Genomic DNA, 18,160 nt, shown 5'->3' on the forward strand with positions numbered 1-18,160 from the left:
TCAGCAGATCCTCGGCCAGCTCGCTCAGACGGCGCGGCAGATCGGGGACCGGCTCCAGCGGACGGCCATCGATCGGCGGCAGTCCCTCGGCGAGCGTGCCGTCTTGCTCGGCTGTCAGCGTGGCGAGGTAGTCGTTGTGCATCTTCGAGGCTGGATCATCGCCGGGCAGCGGTGCGAGTGCATCAGCGGCTGTCTGCCACGTATCGCCGTCACGAGTCACATATCCGGCCTCGGCGTACCAGGCCAGCAGTTGCAGCGCATCGTCGCCAAGCTCCGGCGCGAAAGACTGCGCAGGCTGCGGCCCGTCTCCTGCCCGGAGGCGCGGCACGATCGCTCTGGCCGGAAGCTGGTAGGCCGCCTCGGTGCCCTCGATCGGCAGCAGGAGCGCCAGCGCCATTAGTCGGAGGAGGGCTAGAGGATCGCCTGCGACGTAGGGCTGGACCCGATAGCTACCATCGTCATCGATGCGCAGCACGCGGAGCTGGCGCAGCTCATCGGCAAAGGTTTCGGGGTCGATCGAGGCCACAAACGCATCATCCCACTCCTGCGCCGCCGCGTGCAGCTTGGTCGCGGTGTAGGGCCGATCATAGAGCGCCTGCATGAAATCGCGAAACTGATCCAGCGACTCCCAGGCCGACGGCAGGCGCGACTCGTCCTCGACAATTGGCGTGCCTGCATCATGCACTTGCAGCAGCGTGAGGATCTGGATGTAGCTGTCGCGGCTGAGCGGAATGACCGCGTGCGGGTTGCGCACGCGCTGGTACAGCTCGGTGTTGGCGGGCTCGCGGAGCTGCGCCAGCACATCGACGGGCGCGGCGGGCGCGTCGGACCAGGCCACGCCGATGCGCTGGGGGTACTTGCCGCCGAAGACGCCGGAGGGAAAGGCGGGATCGCTGGTGACGCGAATATCGGTGTAGCGCCGGGTGACGACGCCGATACCGCCAAAGGTGCCGCCCTGCACGTAGGCCACGATCCGATCGCCGACATTGATGCGCTTGAGCCGCTGCACGCTCTGATTGGTCGTCACATCCAGCGGCCACTCGATGCCGACCATGTTGCTGCGCCAGGCCTCGTCCCACAGCTCACGGGGGAAGTGAATCCGCCAGAACTGGGCGTCGGGCGCGGCGTAGATCTGCGGCACGAAGCCGTCATCGTCGCCACTGCTGTCGCCGTCATCGATCGGCTCGGCCAGCAGCCACATATCACCGCCGAGATTGGCGAAGCGCGGATCGCCGAGCAGCGCGCTCGACAGCTCCATGTGCGATACTCCGTCCTGGATCATGCCCTGCTGCCGACCCTGATCGAGGATGGACGCGAGGCTGAGCGGGCCGCCTCCGGCCCTGGCAAGCACCGTGAACGCAGCATCTGCCACTGACATCGTTGATGTATCTCCTGCGGCGGCGCGGGCCGCGTCGATGATCCGATTAAAATCCGTCGCGTCGATCTTGCGAATCGAGCGCCAGCCAAACGCGGAGGCCAAGCCCTTCGCCAGCCATGCAATCTCAGCGCCGAGATGCGCCGCGTTGCCTTTGAGATAGAGCGGCGCGGGAAGCTCACGCTGATCAAGATTGAGCATCCAGACCGTTTCGTCGGGCCTGGCTCCCGGCTCCGGCCTCGCGCCACTAACCCGGGCCCAGGCGGTGAAGGCGTAGTGCGGACCAGGGCGGTAGATGATCGCCTCGACGGGCGGCCCGCCCTGCTGCCAGGCATACAGCGCGTCGGCGAGCTTGCGCGCGTCGCCGGAGGCATAGTTGCTGAAGCTGTAGCTCTGGCCGTATCGCTGGTGCTCGTGCTCAGCGCCGAAGAAGAGCACAAACGGCTGTCGAGCGCTGTTCGGGTCGGGCCATGCTGCCGAGCGTGGCGGAGGCGGCACAACGTCGGCGAGCAGCCTCAGCGTCAATTCCTTGAGCAGCGCATAGTCGGCGTCGGTGTTGACGAAGAAGCGATACCCGCTTGATGCCCCGTGGGAGCGCGGCTTAAGGCTGGTTGGGTTCGCCAGCTCCGCCCGCAGCCGATCCACAATCATCTCGTCGGGGTTGGCGAACAGGACGTACAGGCTGCGGCGGCGATTGAACGCAAAGTAGATCCGCCAGTAGTCGCGCACGAAGACGCCCAGCTCCGGCTTATTGGAGATCCGCAGCTCGATGCGATTGCCGAAGGTCTGTTGTAGCCACGCGGGCAGCTCCGTGACCAGCCGACGCACCAGCGGATGCGTCGTCTCGACCTTCGACTGCCACTCGGCCAGCGATCGGGACGCGCCCGCGCTGTCCGCCGTGAGCACCGGCTCCGCAACCTCGTCGTCGCGCATGTCGTCGACGATCTGCGCCAGCGCCGCTGCCTGCTGGTTGGTCAACGGGAAGTTCGTTCCCTGGGGCGCTCTGACGATTGCCAGATCCTTGAGCACGGGATGCGCCGGTAGGTCATCGCGGCGGATACGCTCCGGCAGCACATACTCGATCTTGAGTCGTACCCGCCGCCGGATGCCCGCGAACCGCTCGCTATCTCGATCGAAGCGCCGCTCCGCCTCATCTTCTTCGATGGGGGCAGGCTCGGTCAGCACACGCGCGACCGCCAGAATGCCGCTGTGATCGCCGGACTCCCACAGGTACACGGTGTCGCTGGTGTGGATCTCGCCGGCATACTGGCGCACTTCCCAGGCCATCTCGGTGAGCGCCCCCAACGCGCCCGGCAGATCGAAGTAATCAGGGTTCGACTGGAAGATCCAGCTTGCGGCACGCTGGCCGACCGCGGCTCTGCCCTCAGGCGTGATGCGCCAGGATTGCTGTCCCGGCGCGGCGGGATAGACGTAGCCTTGCTCGACGGCGTTCCGGTTGATAAAGGTACGCAGGCTGGCTTTGCCCTGCTCCGACAGGCGCTGCCCGCGCATCCGGGCCTCAACCGCGTCGTAGATCTGCTGGATGGTCGCCTCGCCGCCGCGCGTGACCATCGTCTGGAGGGCGATACGGATCTGATCCTCGCCGCGCAGGCCAGCATCCACCCCAGTCACGCCAGCGCTCTGATCCGCCGCGCCGGAATCCGTGTTTTGCACCGCTCGCGACAGCCTCTCCACCAGCGACGAGCTACTCGTTCGACGCGCGGGAGTCAGATCGACGATGGTGAAGCCCAGGTTCTCGACGATGCGATTGGCCTGAGTGGTATGCGGATCGTTGTAGCCCGCCATGCGGATGAGCTGCTTGACCGGGTACAACCGGCCCTCGTGCTCCAGGCCATAGCTGAACTTCTCACGCTGCTCCCAGTCCTTCCAGTCTCCGCTCCGCAGATCGCGATCGAAGCGGTCGATCGCGTCGAGGATCTCGGCGCGTGTGATCCGCTCGACGGCTGATGAGCGTTGTGTCGTGCCTGTCGCGCCGCCGGGATCGTCCGCTCGATCGTCACCGCCGAGCCAGGGCGGCGTGTAGCCCACACCGGCGAGACGCTGGCGGGCACGGTCAAGCTCCTGGGCGCTGAAGAGCGGGGCGAACTCCGGCTTGAGCACGATCGACTCGACCGCGAGATCCAGCCGCCTGCGCTCCCACAGCGTGGTGAAGCCGTCGGAGACGCTCTCTTTGGCAAGCAGCCGCCGCGCGGCTTCGACGCCGCCGACCTCGTTGAGCATGTTCAGCAGATAGGTTGGCCGGTAGCTGAGCGCGCGCGCGGACTCGTCATAGGTCCTGCGCAGTTCATGATCGAACGCCTCTTCGAGCTGGCTCATCCGTTGCCCTTTCTTGACTCAGTGTGACCGGGAGATCTGGAAGCTGCATGATTCATAACGATCTTAGACCTGATTTGATTCGCCGCCTGTGCCGACCAGCCCCGGCGGCTGCTGCGACTCCTCGGCATCCCACGCCGCCAGCACCAGCCGCCGCGTGCGGTACTCGCCGTACTGCCGGATCTCCTTCTCCTTGAGCACGCGGAAGGTTTCGCCGGGAAAGTCCGGCCCGTACACGTCCGCCGGATCGAGGATGTAGCGCAGCTCGTCGCGGGTAAGGCCGTAGAGCCGCGCGATCCGCGCATCCAACTCGGCGCGAATCTGCGCCCGGCGCTCCTCGTTCCAGCGGAAGGGCGGCAGCGGAAAGCCGTCACGCGGCGCAAAAAGATCGGCCGGTGCGTCCCGATTGCACGCGGCGTTGCGCGCCAGCACTCGCGCCCGGCCTGCCTCGTCCAACTCCGCCCACACGTCTACCGCGAAGGGCTGCATGTCCCAGGCAGTGTAGACCAACTCCAGCACACGCTCGCCGATGAACGCGATGTCCGCTGCGCTGAAAGCCGACGGCGGGAGGACGGAGTTGCTTGACGATGAAGTAGCTAAGTGACGTTCCGCCAATCTTCTGCTTTGCAATAAAGTCGATGACAAGAGCATTTAGTGTAGCGATGAGGCAAAGAATTGAACAAACGCTGCATACATTTGGTCTTATGGCTGCTCGACGTTCAGGTACGTAGCAGCCGTGCAAACGCGGCTTGATCGTCGTCTGGAAGGGAACCATGTTAAGATAGCGCAGTCGCTCATCTGAGCGTCGGTGAGAGCGTGGGTGTCGGTTTCTGAGGCTGCGCCCGCGCTCTGCTACGCCTCCGAGGTATCGTCTAGCTGATCAGCAGCGGCGTCCGGCTGATCGCTGCGCTTTTTGGGCGGCCACCCGGATGCCGATCACGGGCCAGCCACGCTTCAACCTCGGATGTCGTAAACATATAGACCCAACCATCCCGCGTGCCGGGTGCCTCTACTTTGCACCCGATCTCCCCACGTTGGGCCGCACGCACCAGCGTCTGCCGGGCAATGTCGTACTGCTTCGCAATTTGGCTTGCCGTGAAGCGTTGTTCACTCATGGACCCTCCGTCCTACCTGATGCCACGCTCCTTAGATTAGACGGCGGTGAAAGTTGTGTCAAGTGACGAAATTAGTATTGACACGTGGTGCAACTAGATGTAGAATAGTTGTGTCAGGTGAAACAACTAAACAGGTCGTCCTTATGCTACTCCACCATGATGGCTCTGTGATCTAAGGGAGAATATCAATTATGTCAAATACCAATGAAGCAGGAACCTGCCATCAAATCTCGACCGCCCATTGCGGCGCTAATGCCGTCGCAGCTAGCGATACCCTAACCATCGACTACTACATCAGCGGCGACACGCTGATCATCGCCTCCGCGACCACGCCTGGCCGCCTCTACCTCGTTACCTCGAAGGACTGCTCCTGCCCGCTTGGCCTCGAAGAGTGGCCCTGCGCCCACGCCGATCTGCGCCTGTGCCTGCTCGCGCCGCAGCGGGTGAACGATCCGTACCTGCTCGATCTGGTCGCGTTACAGTAGGCAGCCCAGCGAGCACCCCCGGCTCGCCCGCTTGCAGGGACATTCCACCATGATATAGTACGTCTCTACCCTGGCGCGGCCAGACGGCACCGTCTTCTACGGCGGTAACGGCAGCGGCAATCGCGCTGCTCAACACGAAAAAGAAGCCTTGCGCGGCCATACCTGCCCACGTGTGAGCTGATCCGCTCGATCTGGCGGGAGGGCGGCACCATCCAGCGGGCGATCGTCTTTGAAACCGAGGATGAGCGCGCTGCGGTGGATGACGAGGCCGAGCTGATCCGGGCGTCTGGCGATGATCACGTGGTAAAGGCTTCTTCACTCCAGGTGGTCGATCCTTGTCTCGACCTCCCGCATTGCTGTGGTAGGGTAGTCCCCAAATACGATGAGCCGTGCTCTGCTCGTCTTTCCCCTCCATATTTCCGACCGCGCTGCTCCAATCACGGTACCCCAGCGTCCGGGCACGGCCCTCGCATCTACAGGGGGCACACGATGGCTCGGATCACGGTATCACCGTCTACCTTCCTAGCTCCATGCAAACGTCCACCTGAAGCGGTCAACCAGAAAACGCGCGCATTCCTGAACGCATGCGGCGAGGGCACGACGCTGGGGTAGTGCGATCGGGTTCCCCCTGAGCAGGAGGTGGTACGATGCATGAGGTCAGCAACCGACCGACGGCGGCTCCGTCGGCAAACGCAGCGGGGCACGCACATCCGGTTTCCGGCGTCGCCCAGGTCGGGCACTTCTTCCGGCACTTCCTTGAGATGTGTGTGACAATGTGCGCTGGCGGGATTCTTCTGAACCTGCTGGTCTTGTGGACTGCTGCGCAGATCGGGTATCCTCACCTGCGCCACCAGTTTCCCGAAGTGGCGCTGCTGATCGTGGCCTTCAACTATGCGCTGCCGATGGTGGCCTGGATGCGATTTCGGGGGATGGCGTGGCGCCCGAACCTGGAGATGGCGGGCGCCACCTTCGGAGCCTGGGTCCTGCTCGTTGGAGGAGCGTGGCTCGGCATGCTTCCTCGAAGCGGCTTGGGCGACTGGTGGCTGCACTTCTGCACACTCGCGTGCCCGCTCATGTTCGTCATCATGCTGTTCCGCCTTGACCTCTATACGGGGCGCGCGGGCCACCACGCGCACGCCGCCTGAGGCCAAACGCCGCACGCGGAGGTGTGACGGATCAGGCACGGTGGTGGATGGCTGCTAGCGTCGCGCGCCGTGCGAGGTGGCGCGCGACGCAGGTTCTGGTTGGCACGAGAGTCTTGAACGGAGAGCTGACATGACCCCACCTCCTCGTATGCTGGGTGTCACCTATTGCGACTTTGCCGGGTCTGCCTCGCTCTTGGTGAACTCGCTCAGTCATGGGTACGTAGTGGTAGGTATGGCTCGCCGTGCAGCTTCTTTTCCAACGGCGCTGCTGCCACGGTTTCCAGGATTGTGCTTTGCACAGGCCCAGCGAGACCAGCACACGCTCACTGTCCGTCTTTGCACGGAGCAACCCAGGGCGCCCTGTCCCCACGGTGCCAATCCATCCTATGTCTTGCCACCGGTGGCGAGCTCCACCGCCCGCGCATGGGGCGTTCCTGCGCGCGCCAACACCCACTTGCGATCTATAATCAGTCGATCGCGCGGACACCCGATGGCATACCGCAAGCAGAACCGCGCGGATGTGCCGGATACGGAAAGGACGTGGCTATGGCGAAGCTCGTGTTCGGAATGAACCAGTCCCTGGACGGCTACGTGGATCATCTGGCGTTTGCGCCAAGCCCCACGCTCTTTCGCCACTTCATCCAGGAGGCGCAGGGACAGGCGGGCAGTGTGTACGGTCGCCACATGTATGAGATCATGCGGTACTGGGACGACGATCATCCTGACTGGGATGCCGCGGAACACGCCTTCGCGGCGGCGTGGCGGACCCAGCCGAAATGGGTCGTCTCGCGCTCGTTGCCGGCGGTCGGCCCCAACGCCCGGCTGGTTGCGGATGATCTTGCGGGCGCGATCCGCGCGCTGAAGGCCGAGCGCGACGGGGAGATCGAAGTGGCTGGCCCGGCCTTGGCCCACAGCCTCACCGAACTGGGCCTGATCGATGAGTATCGAATCTACCTGCACCCCGTCGTGCTGGGTCACGGCACGCCCTATTTCGCCGGAGCGCGGCCGCCGCTCCGCCTGATGACGCATGATCGGATGGACGAGGATGTGATCCGGTTGACCTACGTTCCTGCTTAAGCGCGCGACGCGCCGGATGGACATCGCCGCTGAAGTCGGGTCGTGGATCGTGCACGTCGCCAGAGGATGTCGGGTCTCCCGACATGGTGGTGACGTTGGCGGCAGCGAGCGCCTGGCGCATGGTGACCAACGGTTCGCCGCACGATAGACGGACCGATTCACCAAGAGCGAGGGAAACCCGGCAAAGTCGCAATAGGTGACACCCAGCATACGAGGAGGTGTGACATGAACCCCACGGTCTTCTGATCACGTTGGGACACCCACACGGTGCATGTCTCGCCAGCGCGCAAGACATCCGCTACGGCCTCACGTTAGCTCTGCTCCCAATCAGGATACAGGCGTGCATAGACCGTTGGACCAAGTACCTGCGCAAATGCTTGAAAGACCGGCGCCCACGCGAGGATGGACAGCTCAAGGACGGCTTCAATGTCGTGCTCTTGGAGTGGTCGGATCTGAAGGTTCACGGCGTTCCTCGTGTTGACACGTCGTTACGCGACGTGCGTCAATTTGGCACTGACCCGCCACAGGCGTTGCTGCACGGCAGGCGCGTGCGCGTAGGGGCTCGCTGCAATCGGTTGCGTACCTTTGAAGAACGTGCCGGTCACGTCAGCCACCGCCGGTGACGAGGCAAGATAGACGGGTCCGGCGGCGGCTTGCTCTGGGGTGGACGACACCAGCTTCAGGAGCCACCGGATGGGCGCGGCCGCTTCCTGCATGAAATCGGACCTGACCAGGCCGGGATGCACGGCATTGACGGTGACGCCGGTGCCTGCAAGCCGCCGGGCGAGCTCACACGTACAGAGGAGATTGCACATCTTGGACGCACCGAAGGCCCGCACCGCACGCCAGTGCTGGGTACCCTGCAGATCATCAAAAGTGAGTTCAGTGGTCGAGGGGGCGGTGAGGGTGAGGATGCGCGAAGGGGTTGGCAGCTCCGCTGGATCGTACAGCAAGGTAGTCAAGAGAAACGGACCAAGATGGTTGGTCGCCAACATCACCTCCAAGCCATCCGGGGTCAGTCGCCGCGCTGCGGTGTAGACCGCTGCGTTGTTGATGAGGACATCGAGTCGATCATAGGTGTGCTTGAAGGCGCGCACCGCGGAGCGAATTGACTGCTGGTCGGCTACATCGAGGCGCAAGACCGCCACGCGCGTCGTGCCCGTCGCGCGCTGGATGGCGGTCGCGGCAGCGTTACCACGCTCCAGATCACGGCACCCAAGGACCACCGTGGCACACCAAGCCGTATGATCCTTTACATATAGCTGTCCATGAGATGGCAGACTGCTCCTTGCAAGCGGACATGGATCATGAGTGGCGGCTGGTTGCACGTGGCGTGCCTGGTCCTCCTGCTACTCAGGTCTTTCTGCTCATCACGTTCCTAGCCTATGGCCCCCAGTTATCTTGGACCATTGGTGCTGCCCCAGTGTACGACAGGGAGATAGGATCGTATGGTAGCCCCTCACCGAGCTACTTATAACCATTCCCCCATCCGCCGCTTCCTTGCTTTATGGGGACACCATGCTGGCGCTGTGCCGTGATCAATATTCCTCCCAGGGAAGCACGAGGGTCCCAGCAGCACGACGAGCGTTGGAGAAGAACATCATGCCACCTTCAGATCGCAGACCACAGGACCAAGTTGTTGGATTAAAAACACAGACACCGCCGACGAAGATGCGTGTCGTACGGTCAGTTCAGCGCGATTCGTCCCCGTCCTTGGCAGCGCACGCACCTGACCTGCATATCCGAAGACCCAGTGCGCGGCAGATCCTTCAACTGCAACGGACGGTCGGCAATCGCGCGACAGGACACCTGGTATTGCGAGTCACGGACGCAGAGGCGTTCGGTGAGCGTGGAAATGAAAGCACCAGCGGTGGTAACGGGGTATCGGCTGAGGGGCGGTCTAGCGAACAAGGTGCAATCGCTGGGGAGAATGGCACAGGTGGTGCCGTGGGCTTCGGTGGCATAGACGTCAGTAATGGCATGAATGACCTGGGCCTGGGAGGCGACGTAAGAAGCTTCGATGTTGGCTTAGGCGGCTTCGGTAACGTAGATGTCAGTAATGGCATGAATAGCCTGGGCCTGGGAGGCGACGTGGGTAGTTACGTTGGCGGCTTCGGTAACGCAGACCTCAGTGGTGGCATGAATAGCCCGGGCTGGGGCGGCTCAGTCGCTGACCACATGTATGATCCGACGGGATTCGCTGGCTCCGCCACTGGTCAGTTGTACGATCCGACACGATTCACTGGCTCGGCTATGGGCCAGTTGTATGATTCGACGCGATTCGCTAGCTCGGCTATGGGCCAGTTGTATGATCCGACACGATTGGCTAGCTCGGCTATGGGCCAGTTGTATGATCCAACGCGATTCGCTGGCTCGGCCATTGGCCAGTTGTACGATCCAACGCGCTTCGCCGGCTGGGCCTTTTCGGCTCAGATGCCAGGTCTCAGCACCCCATTTGGTAGTTTGGGCAGTTGGAGTAATCGGGGCTTTGCAACCCAGATGCTCGACCAACCCGGCGCATTCCCTAGCAACTCGCCCCACATGTGGAGTATCAATGCCCCATACCCCCCAGGCAGCTTGCTCACAGCCCCGCAGCCTCCCCAACCCGGCTCAAAGGGAGGCCCTACGATCAGCTTTGGAGAGAAAGCGAATCGTGCAGTTGTGACCCCCCACTCGTGGGGGGTGCTTGAGAAGGTGCTGGTGAAGAGTGGTAATGCGGCCGCGACGATCACCAGCACGTACCGTAGGCCCGAAGATCAGGCGCGAGCCATGTACAACAACATCGGCAAGAAAGGCGTGGCCCACCAGCGAGGCCTCTACGGTCCGGCTGGCAACGAGGTGATCAGCGTGTATGAGAGGTCACTGGCGGCGGGTAAGACTCGCGCCGAAATTCTTGCGGATATGGCGGCGGCGATCGAGCAGATAGGTGCCGGTCTCGTTTCGAAGCACAGTGGTGATCACAGTGTCCTTGGCGTGATCGATATTGACCCTATCTCGATCGCCAACCACGCCGCTTTTCTCGAAGCTATCAAGGCTGCCATCAAAGATAGACTGATATCAAATTTTCTTCAGCCCCCCAAAGATCCGGCCTATCATATCGAGATTCCGCAGCGCTAAAGCGCACCCAACCACGCACACAAGCAGGCAATGTGCCTGCTTGTGTTGTGATGCATCCTGCATATGTTGATGATCACAAGGGTGTGGCAAGAATCACGGCGCTGCCAGAGGTCACGTAGATCTCGGTGGCATAGCGATGCGGAACAGTGAGCCAGAAGCTGCGCACGGGATCGCTCCAGCTCTGCCGCCATTCACTATGTTGTCTCAGCGAAGATGGGTATGGTACGCCACGAGGGTCAGTGCTGCAACACGGGCACCGGCGGACCTGCCAGTCATAGTCCAGGTATACGGGACATATGGTTGGCGAGGTTTGGCGAGGATGACCTCTCTATCTCGCTAGCAATGGGCGCACCAGCAGCGAAATCACGATAATCGGTGATACCCGCAAGCCCTGTGTTGTAAGGCGCTGCACCAGCGGGCCACTATTGGTCGCCTCGACTAAGACAATGGTGCTGGGATGAAAAGGTTAAAGCCGAGTCGCCAGGGCCGTCCGTTGCACACTGAGCGATATGCTTTATAGCTGTCCATTAAATAACCAATCACCTTGCTCGTCCTAGACAGCAGTATCCAGTGGTAGAGCCAGTTGCACTCGTTCCGCTTGTTCCGTCACCTTTTTGCGGACGACGTAAAGAGGCAATGGATACGCTTTTTTCCATTCTTCATCGCTCAATTCCCAGAGAGGAAGTTGGGGTGAGCGATATGGCGTATCATAGAGCTGTGGGTTGGCAATACTGCGGGGATGTTTGTGATCCGGTTGATAGTTGACCGTATAGTGGGCCAGCGTCATCTCATCAAACACAATCGTCATATGTTCTGCATATAACCAGACGATCACGCCCTCCTGGGCTAAGCCAGCCTCAGCATAAATCCGCCAATTACGAAAGCGCAGGTAGCCAAGCCGATCAACCCGTCGGCGGGTGCGCGTGGAATAAAAGACATAGTGCAGCTCAGCTTCGCTATAGACCCGCCCACGGACCCACGCAAGCACCTGAAACGGGCTCCGGCGTCCATCCTCCCGCTGCTGATGCGCAAAATGCTCTTGATAATTGTAGTCAGCCACCCAGCGCGCGTGGGCATCCAGCACGGCCTCCCACATCGTCGCCTGCTCGAACTGCGCGTCGGCCATTCTGCGCTGGATGCTGAACAGCGCCTCAATGGTCTAATTGCAAATGATAAATTTTGCCTGAGCCGCTTCGTCCGGCTTACGTTGCGCTGGTATCGTTCGCAACCACCTATCCCACCATCGCGGTATCCTCGTGCTGAAACCTATCAGCAGGGAGGTACCGATGAAAGCACGACCATGGCGGGTGCGGCAACAGTTCGTCGACCGAGGACCCGCAACGCAGCGGTGGGCCCAGGCCTATCAAGCGCTGCTGACATGGACCGTGGACCGACCGTCCCAGCCAGCGACGAACCTCACTCGCACGCATGACGCACAGGAGGCCACTTATGCGCCTGGCTCTGTATGTACGAGTCTCGACCCCGCGCCAAGCCCAGAACCAGGGGCTTGACCAGCAGCTGGTGCGCTTACGTGCCTACGCGGCCGAGCAGCAGTGGAGTATCGCCGAGGCGGACATCTTCTGTGACGATGGCTATAGTGGTGCGACGTTGGCACGTCCTGCGCTGGCACGGCTCCGCGATCAGATTGCGCGGGCCACCTATACCCATCTGCTCCTGACGGCACCCGATCGCTTGGCGCGCAACTATGTCCACCAAGTTTTGCTGTTAGAGGAGTGGACTCAGGCTGGGTGCGCGGTCATGTTTGTGGAGCGGGCCATGACCCATGATCCGCATGACCAACTCGTGTTGCAGATTCGGGGCGCGGTCGCCGAATATGAGCGCAGTTTGATTGCCGAACGGATGTGGCGTGGTCGGCAGGCCAAGCTCCGGGCTGGGGTCTTGTTGCCCTGGAGTCGTCCGCCCTATGGCTACCTCGTCGATCCCGATACTCCGCGCGACCCCCGTGGCGTACAGTTAAACCCCATGACCGCGCCGCTCGTCGCGGAGATCTTTACCCGCTACACCACCGAACCGGGCAGGTTGCTCGGCCTCGCGAAAGCGTTGACGCAGCTGGACGTTCCCTCGCCGTATGGCAAAGCCCGCTGGAATGCGAGTACGCTCCACGGCATCCTCAGCAACCCGGTGTACACCGGCGTGGTGTATGCCGGACGGATGCGCACACGCGCGGTCAGCACGCGCCAGTCGCCAACGCGGCCGGTCCCGCCACCCGCCCGCTCGACGCGCATCACCCCACCGAGTGACTGGACTCTGGTCGCGCATATTCCGGCCATCGTCACGCAGGAGGTGTTTGACCAGGTCCAAGCCAAGTTAGCCCAAAATCAGCGCTGGGCCACGCGGCACAATACGGCGTATGAGTATTTGTTGCGTGCCTTGGTAAGCTGTGGCGTGTGCCAGCGCGCGTGTATGGGCTGCGCGCGCAAGCACCTGCGCTACTACGTATGTCTCGGGAAAGGCAATCCTATCGTCGTGGCGCGCGATACGAAGTGTCGATCCCGCTACATTCCGGCGGCCCAGCTCGACACGTTGGTGTGGCAAGACCTGTGTACGTTGCTCCTGCAGCCTGAGGTGATCCAAGAAGCCTTGTATCGGGCGCAAGCAGGAGACTGGCTGCCCCAGGAGGTGCTGGCGCGGCGCCCTGGGTTGCGCAACGCACACGCCCACCTGAGTCAACAAGTCGAGCGGTTAACGATGGCCTATCTCGACCAGGTGATACCGTTGGAGGAATATCGCCGTCGACGGCACGACATCGAGCAGCGCCAACACAGCTTCGACACGCAGATCCGGCACCTGGAAGCACAAGCGGCGCAGCAGGCGAACCTCGCCGCAATTAGTACCTCGATTGAGGATTTTTGTCGGCGCGTACGGATGGGGGTAGATCAGGCAACCTTCGCGCAAAAACGGCAACTGATTGAGTTGTTAGTGGACCGGGTGGTGGTGACGGAGGAGGACGTGGAGATCCGGTACGTGATCCCCACGTCCCCGGAAAGTGAACAGATCAAATTTTATCAGTTGCGTTTAGACTATTTCAATGTAGGACTGCCAGGGCTGCCGTTTATCAATTTGCTCTTTCCGAATTCCTAACGCATGATAAATTTCAAGCGCTTTCTTGGCCCGAAAGACCGCACCACCATCCGTGACAATCGCTTCCGGTACGCCATGATTCCGAACAGCGAGAAAGAATACGAAGAGGTAGGTGGTCAAATCTTGCGATCGTGTCACGACACTTGCCAACACCGCACGACTATAATTATCCATGATCGTAATACAATACATCATTCCACCGACTAACCTACACATATCCAAATATCGTATATCAATGCTCCAATATTGATGTCTTCGTGTCGCTTGAAAGGGCATCTCTTGTGGTTCATGCGGCTGCTTTGGGGCGCGTGGCTGGTGATAGATCGCCCGATTCAGCGCCATAATGCGTCCACACTGGCGCGGACTCAGCTTGACCCCCAATGCTTGCTTGAGGGCAGCGCTCATGCGGAAAGCCCCCAGGCGGGGATTCTTTTGGAGGCGGCGGATGGTCAGCAGCACCTTCAGCGTGACCTTGCGGACGCGCCGTTTCGGCGCATGCGAACGGGGCACCAGGGCCGCTAAGTTCTCCGTCGCCCAGCGCTTCAAGATCGCATCCATCGTCGGACGGCTCGTGCACAAATACGCCGCGATGGACTGTTTGCCCCAGCCTTCGATGTGGAGTTGGATGATCGCGCGCCGACGATCTACCGGTGACATCGCATGAAAGGGCGGATACCGCCGCTGCGCTGGTGGGACCGGCGGGGTTTCAGCCAGCACGCGCTTAATCGTCCGCGCACCGGGACGGTAGTTGAGTTGGGCATGACACATGCGTGCGATCTCATTGGGGTTCAGATCGGGATGCTCCCCTTTCAGATCGACGATCAACTGCCGGACGTTGGGCGGGAGGGCCCGTGGTGCCGGTCGATGCGCAGCAGCAGTGAGACCGGCAAAACCCTCAGTGCCAAAGCGTTGCAGATGGCGATAGAGTGTCCGGACTGGCTCCCCCGTTTCACGCGCCCGTTCTTCAGCCGAATCGCCAAATAACACCACGGGGCGGATAATTTCGTAGCTGCGTTGTTCCGGCCACCGGAAGCGCAACGCTAACTGTTTCCATGCTTCAGATGCCGGTGCCTGGTGTCGTTTCCCCATGTGGAGTCCCCTTGAGCGAAGCTGGACTGTAGCGAAGATACGGTGATGCTCGACCACGCTGGTGTGGCATCGCGCGAAGAGACGGTCCCCGTGCATAGCTGCTGGGCGGAAGAAGATCGCGCAGGACTGTCAAAAAGTATAGGGAACAGAGGAAGCCATGTCGAGTCGGTGTGGGGGAGGGCTGGGAAGCGAGCACTGACCAAGGAACAGTCTGCCATCTAATAGACAGCTATATGTAAAGGATCATAGGGCTCGGTGTGCTACCTCTCACACCCGATCCCGTCGTTGTCACCGTCGAAGCGGTGCGGATCGGGCGGCAGCACGCGGAAGTTGCGGTGGCGAATATCACCACAGTCCAGATCGGGCGGCGGCGCGGGGATGCAGGCCGTCGGATAGGCGGCATCGCAGGTGTCGTGTGGCGGGGTGGTCGGGACCGGCCTCGGCGCGGGCGGGATCGGCGTCGGCGTCGGCGTCGGCGTCGGCGGCGCGATCGTCGGCGCTGTCGCTGATCGTTGGCCGTAGAGGTGGAGGAGTTATTTTACTGCTGAATCCGTAACCCATGAGCGGCAAGCCAACGAGAGATGCAGCCGAACCAAGCGCTCCAAGCGACGCCTGTGAACGTGGCGAAAATGCGTGCAAACTCGACGTTCTTTTCGCGTAGCAGGCGCGTCGCTCTAGGTGTGGGTCGCGCGCTCGCGCGTTGTTGCGTCGCTGCGCTCCGCCTACCACCGCGCTGCAGCGGACACCGCTGCGCGGTCAGGCGCGGCACCGCCCGGCCCTGCGCGCCGGACTCGTGCCTCGTTCCGCGGCGCGCGCCCGGTTGGACGGCAACGAACATCCGAATCTACTCACACGCCTCCAAACAGGTTACCTGTAACGAGAACATGCAGGACGTGCTCGTCCTATAGCAGCAGGTGATGATAGCTTCACACAACGGAGCAGCGATGCCAGCTGGCATCGCTGCTCCACGTGCGTATGCTCCAGCAATCCAATCTCCAGCTCACCCTGATGCAGGTCACGCTGCGCCGTCTCGCCTGTGCCACCCCAACCGTGTCGTCTTCCCCTGATCCATTGACATCCCCTGCGCTGGGTTAGCCCTGCCATCAGATCGGTCGGGGTCCACGATGCGCTCCAGATTTTTCTTGTCTCCAACCTTGCCTTCCGCATACCTACCCAATCTCGTAATCAGATAGGGAGGCAACGGGATACGATTGAGGCTGGTTATGGTGCCTTGTGCGCTCCTAGGGCAGGAGCACGAGCGCGCGCAGCCGGGCATCACGCAGGAACAGTCCACCCCAGATGAGCGCACCAATCATCATCGGAAAGATAACCGCAAACAGCGCTGCCTCGGCACGCATTTGGGTCGCGATGGCACCGCCGAGGTAGCCGGTGAGCAAGACCGCCCCAAGTACAGCGGTACGCGGGATCGTGTACACCGCCAGGCAGGCAAGCTCGATCAGGCCGATGGTGACGACCAAGCTGGCAGGATAGCCGAGCCGCGTGGTGGCCTCAATGGCAGGTGCAAGGTGCTGCACCTTGCTGATGGCGTCGAAGGCCAGAAACAGAATCGCGAGGGCACTGAGAATCCGTCCAGCCCAGATGGTCAGCTTGGTGGCAGGCCGCGTGTTGGTGAGAGCGAGCATGGCTTTCCTCCTTATCGGTTGGTCGTGCCATAATCGTAGCACGGTCGGGTGTCAGATACCGTCACAACGGGGTGAGTGAGCAACCCTGCATCGGGATGCGCGTGCCTGGCTCGTGGCAAGCAGCTGTGGAGGCGCAGCACACCCGATGACGTGTGCGTGCCGGTTGACGTCGTAGTGCGTGCCTGGTCACTAAGGCTGCCGTCCCACAAGGTGCTCCCGAGAAACGCTCGTTCTCCTGATCTCCGGCATTGCGTCGGATGCTGTCTGAACGGTCGGTGTGAGGGTGTGCCCCAGCTTCGCTGCGCGTCGGCTGAGCTGGCGCAGATCCCGTTCCCGGCGCTGGTGCTCGTACACCGCGGCGGCTTCTTCCCGATACGGATCGCCATACTTCAGGAGGTGGTCGACGATACGCGCGATCTTATGCGCCGTCGCCACAATTGCCGTAGTCCCTTCCGGGCACGCGCTGCCCGAACATAGGCCCCGACCGCGGTATCGGTGCGAATCAGCGATACCGCGGCCAGGCGGAAGGCCTGGTTCGCCCGGCTGACCCCCTTCATGGTCCGTGAGCGCAGCACCTTCCCGGCCCATCGAGGCAGTGCTGCGTCTCGCCGAAGGAGACGACGTACCTCGTGCTGGTGGCGAAGAAGCAGTGGAACAAAGTGGCCGGGGTGGTGAAAGATGCCGAGGATGTGCTGATCATCGAGGGCTCCCCGGCGTATGAGCCGCGCCACGCCGGGATTACGGTATACGCACTGTCGGTGACGACGAAAAAGCAGCAGCAGGCCAAGCGCGCGGCGCAGCGGGCCGAGGCGGCGGGGTAGTGCGATAGCTTGGGAGATGCATGATGCCCAGGACCCTGGTTGTCCTGGGCATGCGTGTGATGATGACGATTGAATCGGCTGGATTATGTCGAGTTCTACTGCGTGCGGGTGCGAGATAGTGCGCTAGCGCCTCCTCGACGACCTCCTATCCAGCCGCAGCGATCTGGCTTGCCAGATTCACGTGATGGACCAATCCTCACCGTAGCAGACCATCCCCAGCTTGCGCGCAACGCCCTGTGACGCCCGGTTCTCCCAGGAGGTGCTGTAGAGTGGGATGAGTCCACGCTGCCGCACGGTGCATGCCCATCCAGCGACCACCGCACTTGCATAGCCACGACCGCGCTCGGCTGCCACCGTCTCAACACCGGCCTCCGCTGCGAGTGGCGTGAGGCGGGCACAATAGCAGATGGACACGGCCTGGCCCTGCACGACCGCCGCGAGGAGTGGTCCCGTCGTGGCATCCGCCAGCGAGGTGCGCTTCCAGGGAAAGTTCGCTGCCAGCAGGTGCGCGTTTGCCGCCGACACCAGTACCACGCCTGCTGGTAGCTGGACCTGGTCGGGAATCCAGTAGGCGGGTCCGCACTCCTCATGCGTGATCGGTGCGTGCGCGTGCAACGCCGCCCGGATTGCCACCGCATGCTGCGGCGGGTCGGTCAGGTTCGCTGCGACGGGCTCGGAGCGACAGAGCTGCTCCAGCTCACGCACCAGATCGACGGGCAGGTCATGCCGGAAGCGCCAGATGTTCCCCTCCAGCGTCCGTCCCATAAAAAAACGCGGGGCTGGATCGAACGCTGCTTCCGCAGAGCCCGGTTCATTGATGGAGCGGAGCCGCCCAGTGGCATCACTGACAAACAGGG

General features: G+C 62.0%; 15 protein-coding genes. 6 read left to right on the plus strand and 9 right to left on the minus strand.

The features are described 5' to 3' along the window. From VFZ66_27135 to VFZ66_27145, 3 genes are all read right to left on the minus strand, one after another. Positions 1 to 3,712: EVE domain-containing protein (locus VFZ66_27135; GenBank protein ID HEX6292887.1), on the minus strand; the 3,712-nt coding region annotated here is incomplete at its 3' end. 63 nt (positions 3,713 to 3,775) lie between these two features. Continuing rightward, complete coding sequence (locus VFZ66_27140) at positions 3,776 to 4,228, minus strand: hypothetical protein (GenBank protein HEX6292888.1); 453 nt, start codon at positions 4,226 to 4,228, stop codon at positions 3,776 to 3,778. 353 nt (positions 4,229 to 4,581) lie between these two features. Further along, positions 4,582 to 4,824, minus strand: a complete 243-nt coding sequence (locus VFZ66_27145; GenBank protein ID HEX6292889.1) for a helix-turn-helix domain-containing protein — start codon at positions 4,822 to 4,824, stop codon at positions 4,582 to 4,584. 191 nt (positions 4,825 to 5,015) lie between these two features. On the opposite strand from VFZ66_27145, the gene VFZ66_27150 reads away from it, so the two are divergent. From VFZ66_27150 to VFZ66_27160, 3 genes are all read left to right on the plus strand, one after another. Next, on the plus strand, positions 5,016 to 5,309 hold the full coding sequence (locus tag VFZ66_27150) for a hypothetical protein (protein HEX6292890.1): 294 nt from the start codon (positions 5,016 to 5,018) through the stop codon (positions 5,307 to 5,309). A 647-nt stretch (positions 5,310 to 5,956) separates the two neighbouring features. Next, on the plus strand, positions 5,957 to 6,454 hold the full coding sequence (locus VFZ66_27155; GenBank protein HEX6292891.1) for a hypothetical protein: 498 nt from the start codon (positions 5,957 to 5,959) through the stop codon (positions 6,452 to 6,454). Between the two features lie 546 nt (positions 6,455 to 7,000). Further along, positions 7,001 to 7,531, plus strand: a complete 531-nt coding sequence (locus tag VFZ66_27160) for a dihydrofolate reductase family protein (GenBank protein ID HEX6292892.1) — start codon at positions 7,001 to 7,003, stop codon at positions 7,529 to 7,531. A 488-nt stretch (positions 7,532 to 8,019) separates the two neighbouring features. Here VFZ66_27160 and VFZ66_27165 read toward each other — a convergent pair whose 3' ends face one another. Continuing rightward, positions 8,020 to 8,757, minus strand: coding sequence for an SDR family NAD(P)-dependent oxidoreductase (locus VFZ66_27165; GenBank protein HEX6292893.1), 738 nt, complete (start codon positions 8,755 to 8,757; stop codon positions 8,020 to 8,022). 1,474 nt (positions 8,758 to 10,231) lie between these two features. On the opposite strand from VFZ66_27165, the gene VFZ66_27170 reads away from it, so the two are divergent. Further along, positions 10,232 to 10,648, plus strand: a complete 417-nt coding sequence (locus tag VFZ66_27170; GenBank protein HEX6292894.1) for a hypothetical protein — start codon at positions 10,232 to 10,234, stop codon at positions 10,646 to 10,648. A gap of 553 nt (positions 10,649 to 11,201) precedes the next feature. On the opposite strand, the gene VFZ66_27175 is transcribed toward VFZ66_27170, so the two are convergent. Further along, positions 11,202 to 11,774 carry a hypothetical protein gene (locus tag VFZ66_27175; protein HEX6292895.1) on the minus strand — a complete coding sequence of 191 codons (573 nt, stop codon included), beginning with the start codon at positions 11,772 to 11,774 and terminating at the stop codon, positions 11,202 to 11,204. A 323-nt stretch (positions 11,775 to 12,097) separates the two neighbouring features. On the opposite strand from VFZ66_27175, the gene VFZ66_27180 reads away from it, so the two are divergent. Next, on the plus strand, positions 12,098 to 13,750 hold the full coding sequence (locus tag VFZ66_27180) for a recombinase family protein (GenBank protein HEX6292896.1): 1,653 nt from the start codon (positions 12,098 to 12,100) through the stop codon (positions 13,748 to 13,750). Here the strand turns inward: VFZ66_27180 and VFZ66_27185 are convergent. The 3 genes from VFZ66_27185 to VFZ66_27195 form a co-directional block, all read right to left on the minus strand. Continuing rightward, positions 13,685 to 14,839: a helix-turn-helix domain-containing protein gene (locus VFZ66_27185; protein HEX6292897.1), complete on the minus strand. Its 1,155-nt coding sequence runs from the start codon at positions 14,837 to 14,839 to the stop codon at positions 13,685 to 13,687. The genes VFZ66_27180 and VFZ66_27185 overlap by 66 nt on opposite strands. Before the next feature lie 345 nt (positions 14,840 to 15,184). Then, the gene (locus tag VFZ66_27190; GenBank protein HEX6292898.1) at positions 15,185 to 15,400 is read right to left on the minus strand and encodes a hypothetical protein; all 216 of its coding nucleotides are present in this window, start codon (positions 15,398 to 15,400) and stop codon (positions 15,185 to 15,187) included. Between the two features lie 680 nt (positions 15,401 to 16,080). Next, positions 16,081 to 16,482 (minus strand): DoxX family protein, encoded by a 402-nt coding sequence (locus VFZ66_27195; GenBank protein ID HEX6292899.1) that lies wholly within the window; start codon positions 16,480 to 16,482, stop codon positions 16,081 to 16,083. A 629-nt stretch (positions 16,483 to 17,111) separates the two neighbouring features. Between VFZ66_27195 and VFZ66_27200 the strand changes: the two genes are divergently transcribed. After that, a complete protein-coding gene (locus tag VFZ66_27200) occupies positions 17,112 to 17,303 on the plus strand; it encodes a hypothetical protein (protein ID HEX6292900.1) in 192 nt (63 codons plus the stop codon). Between the two features lie 177 nt (positions 17,304 to 17,480). On the opposite strand, the gene VFZ66_27205 is transcribed toward VFZ66_27200, so the two are convergent. Next, the gene (locus VFZ66_27205) at positions 17,481 to 18,068 is read right to left on the minus strand and encodes a GNAT family N-acetyltransferase (GenBank protein ID HEX6292901.1); all 588 of its coding nucleotides are present in this window, start codon (positions 18,066 to 18,068) and stop codon (positions 17,481 to 17,483) included. Positions 18,069 to 18,160 lie beyond the last annotated feature (92 nt).

It is taken from the genome of Herpetosiphonaceae bacterium (genome assembly GCA_036374795.1).
Taxonomy (GTDB): Bacteria; Chloroflexota; Chloroflexia; order Chloroflexales; family Kallotenuaceae; genus LB3-1.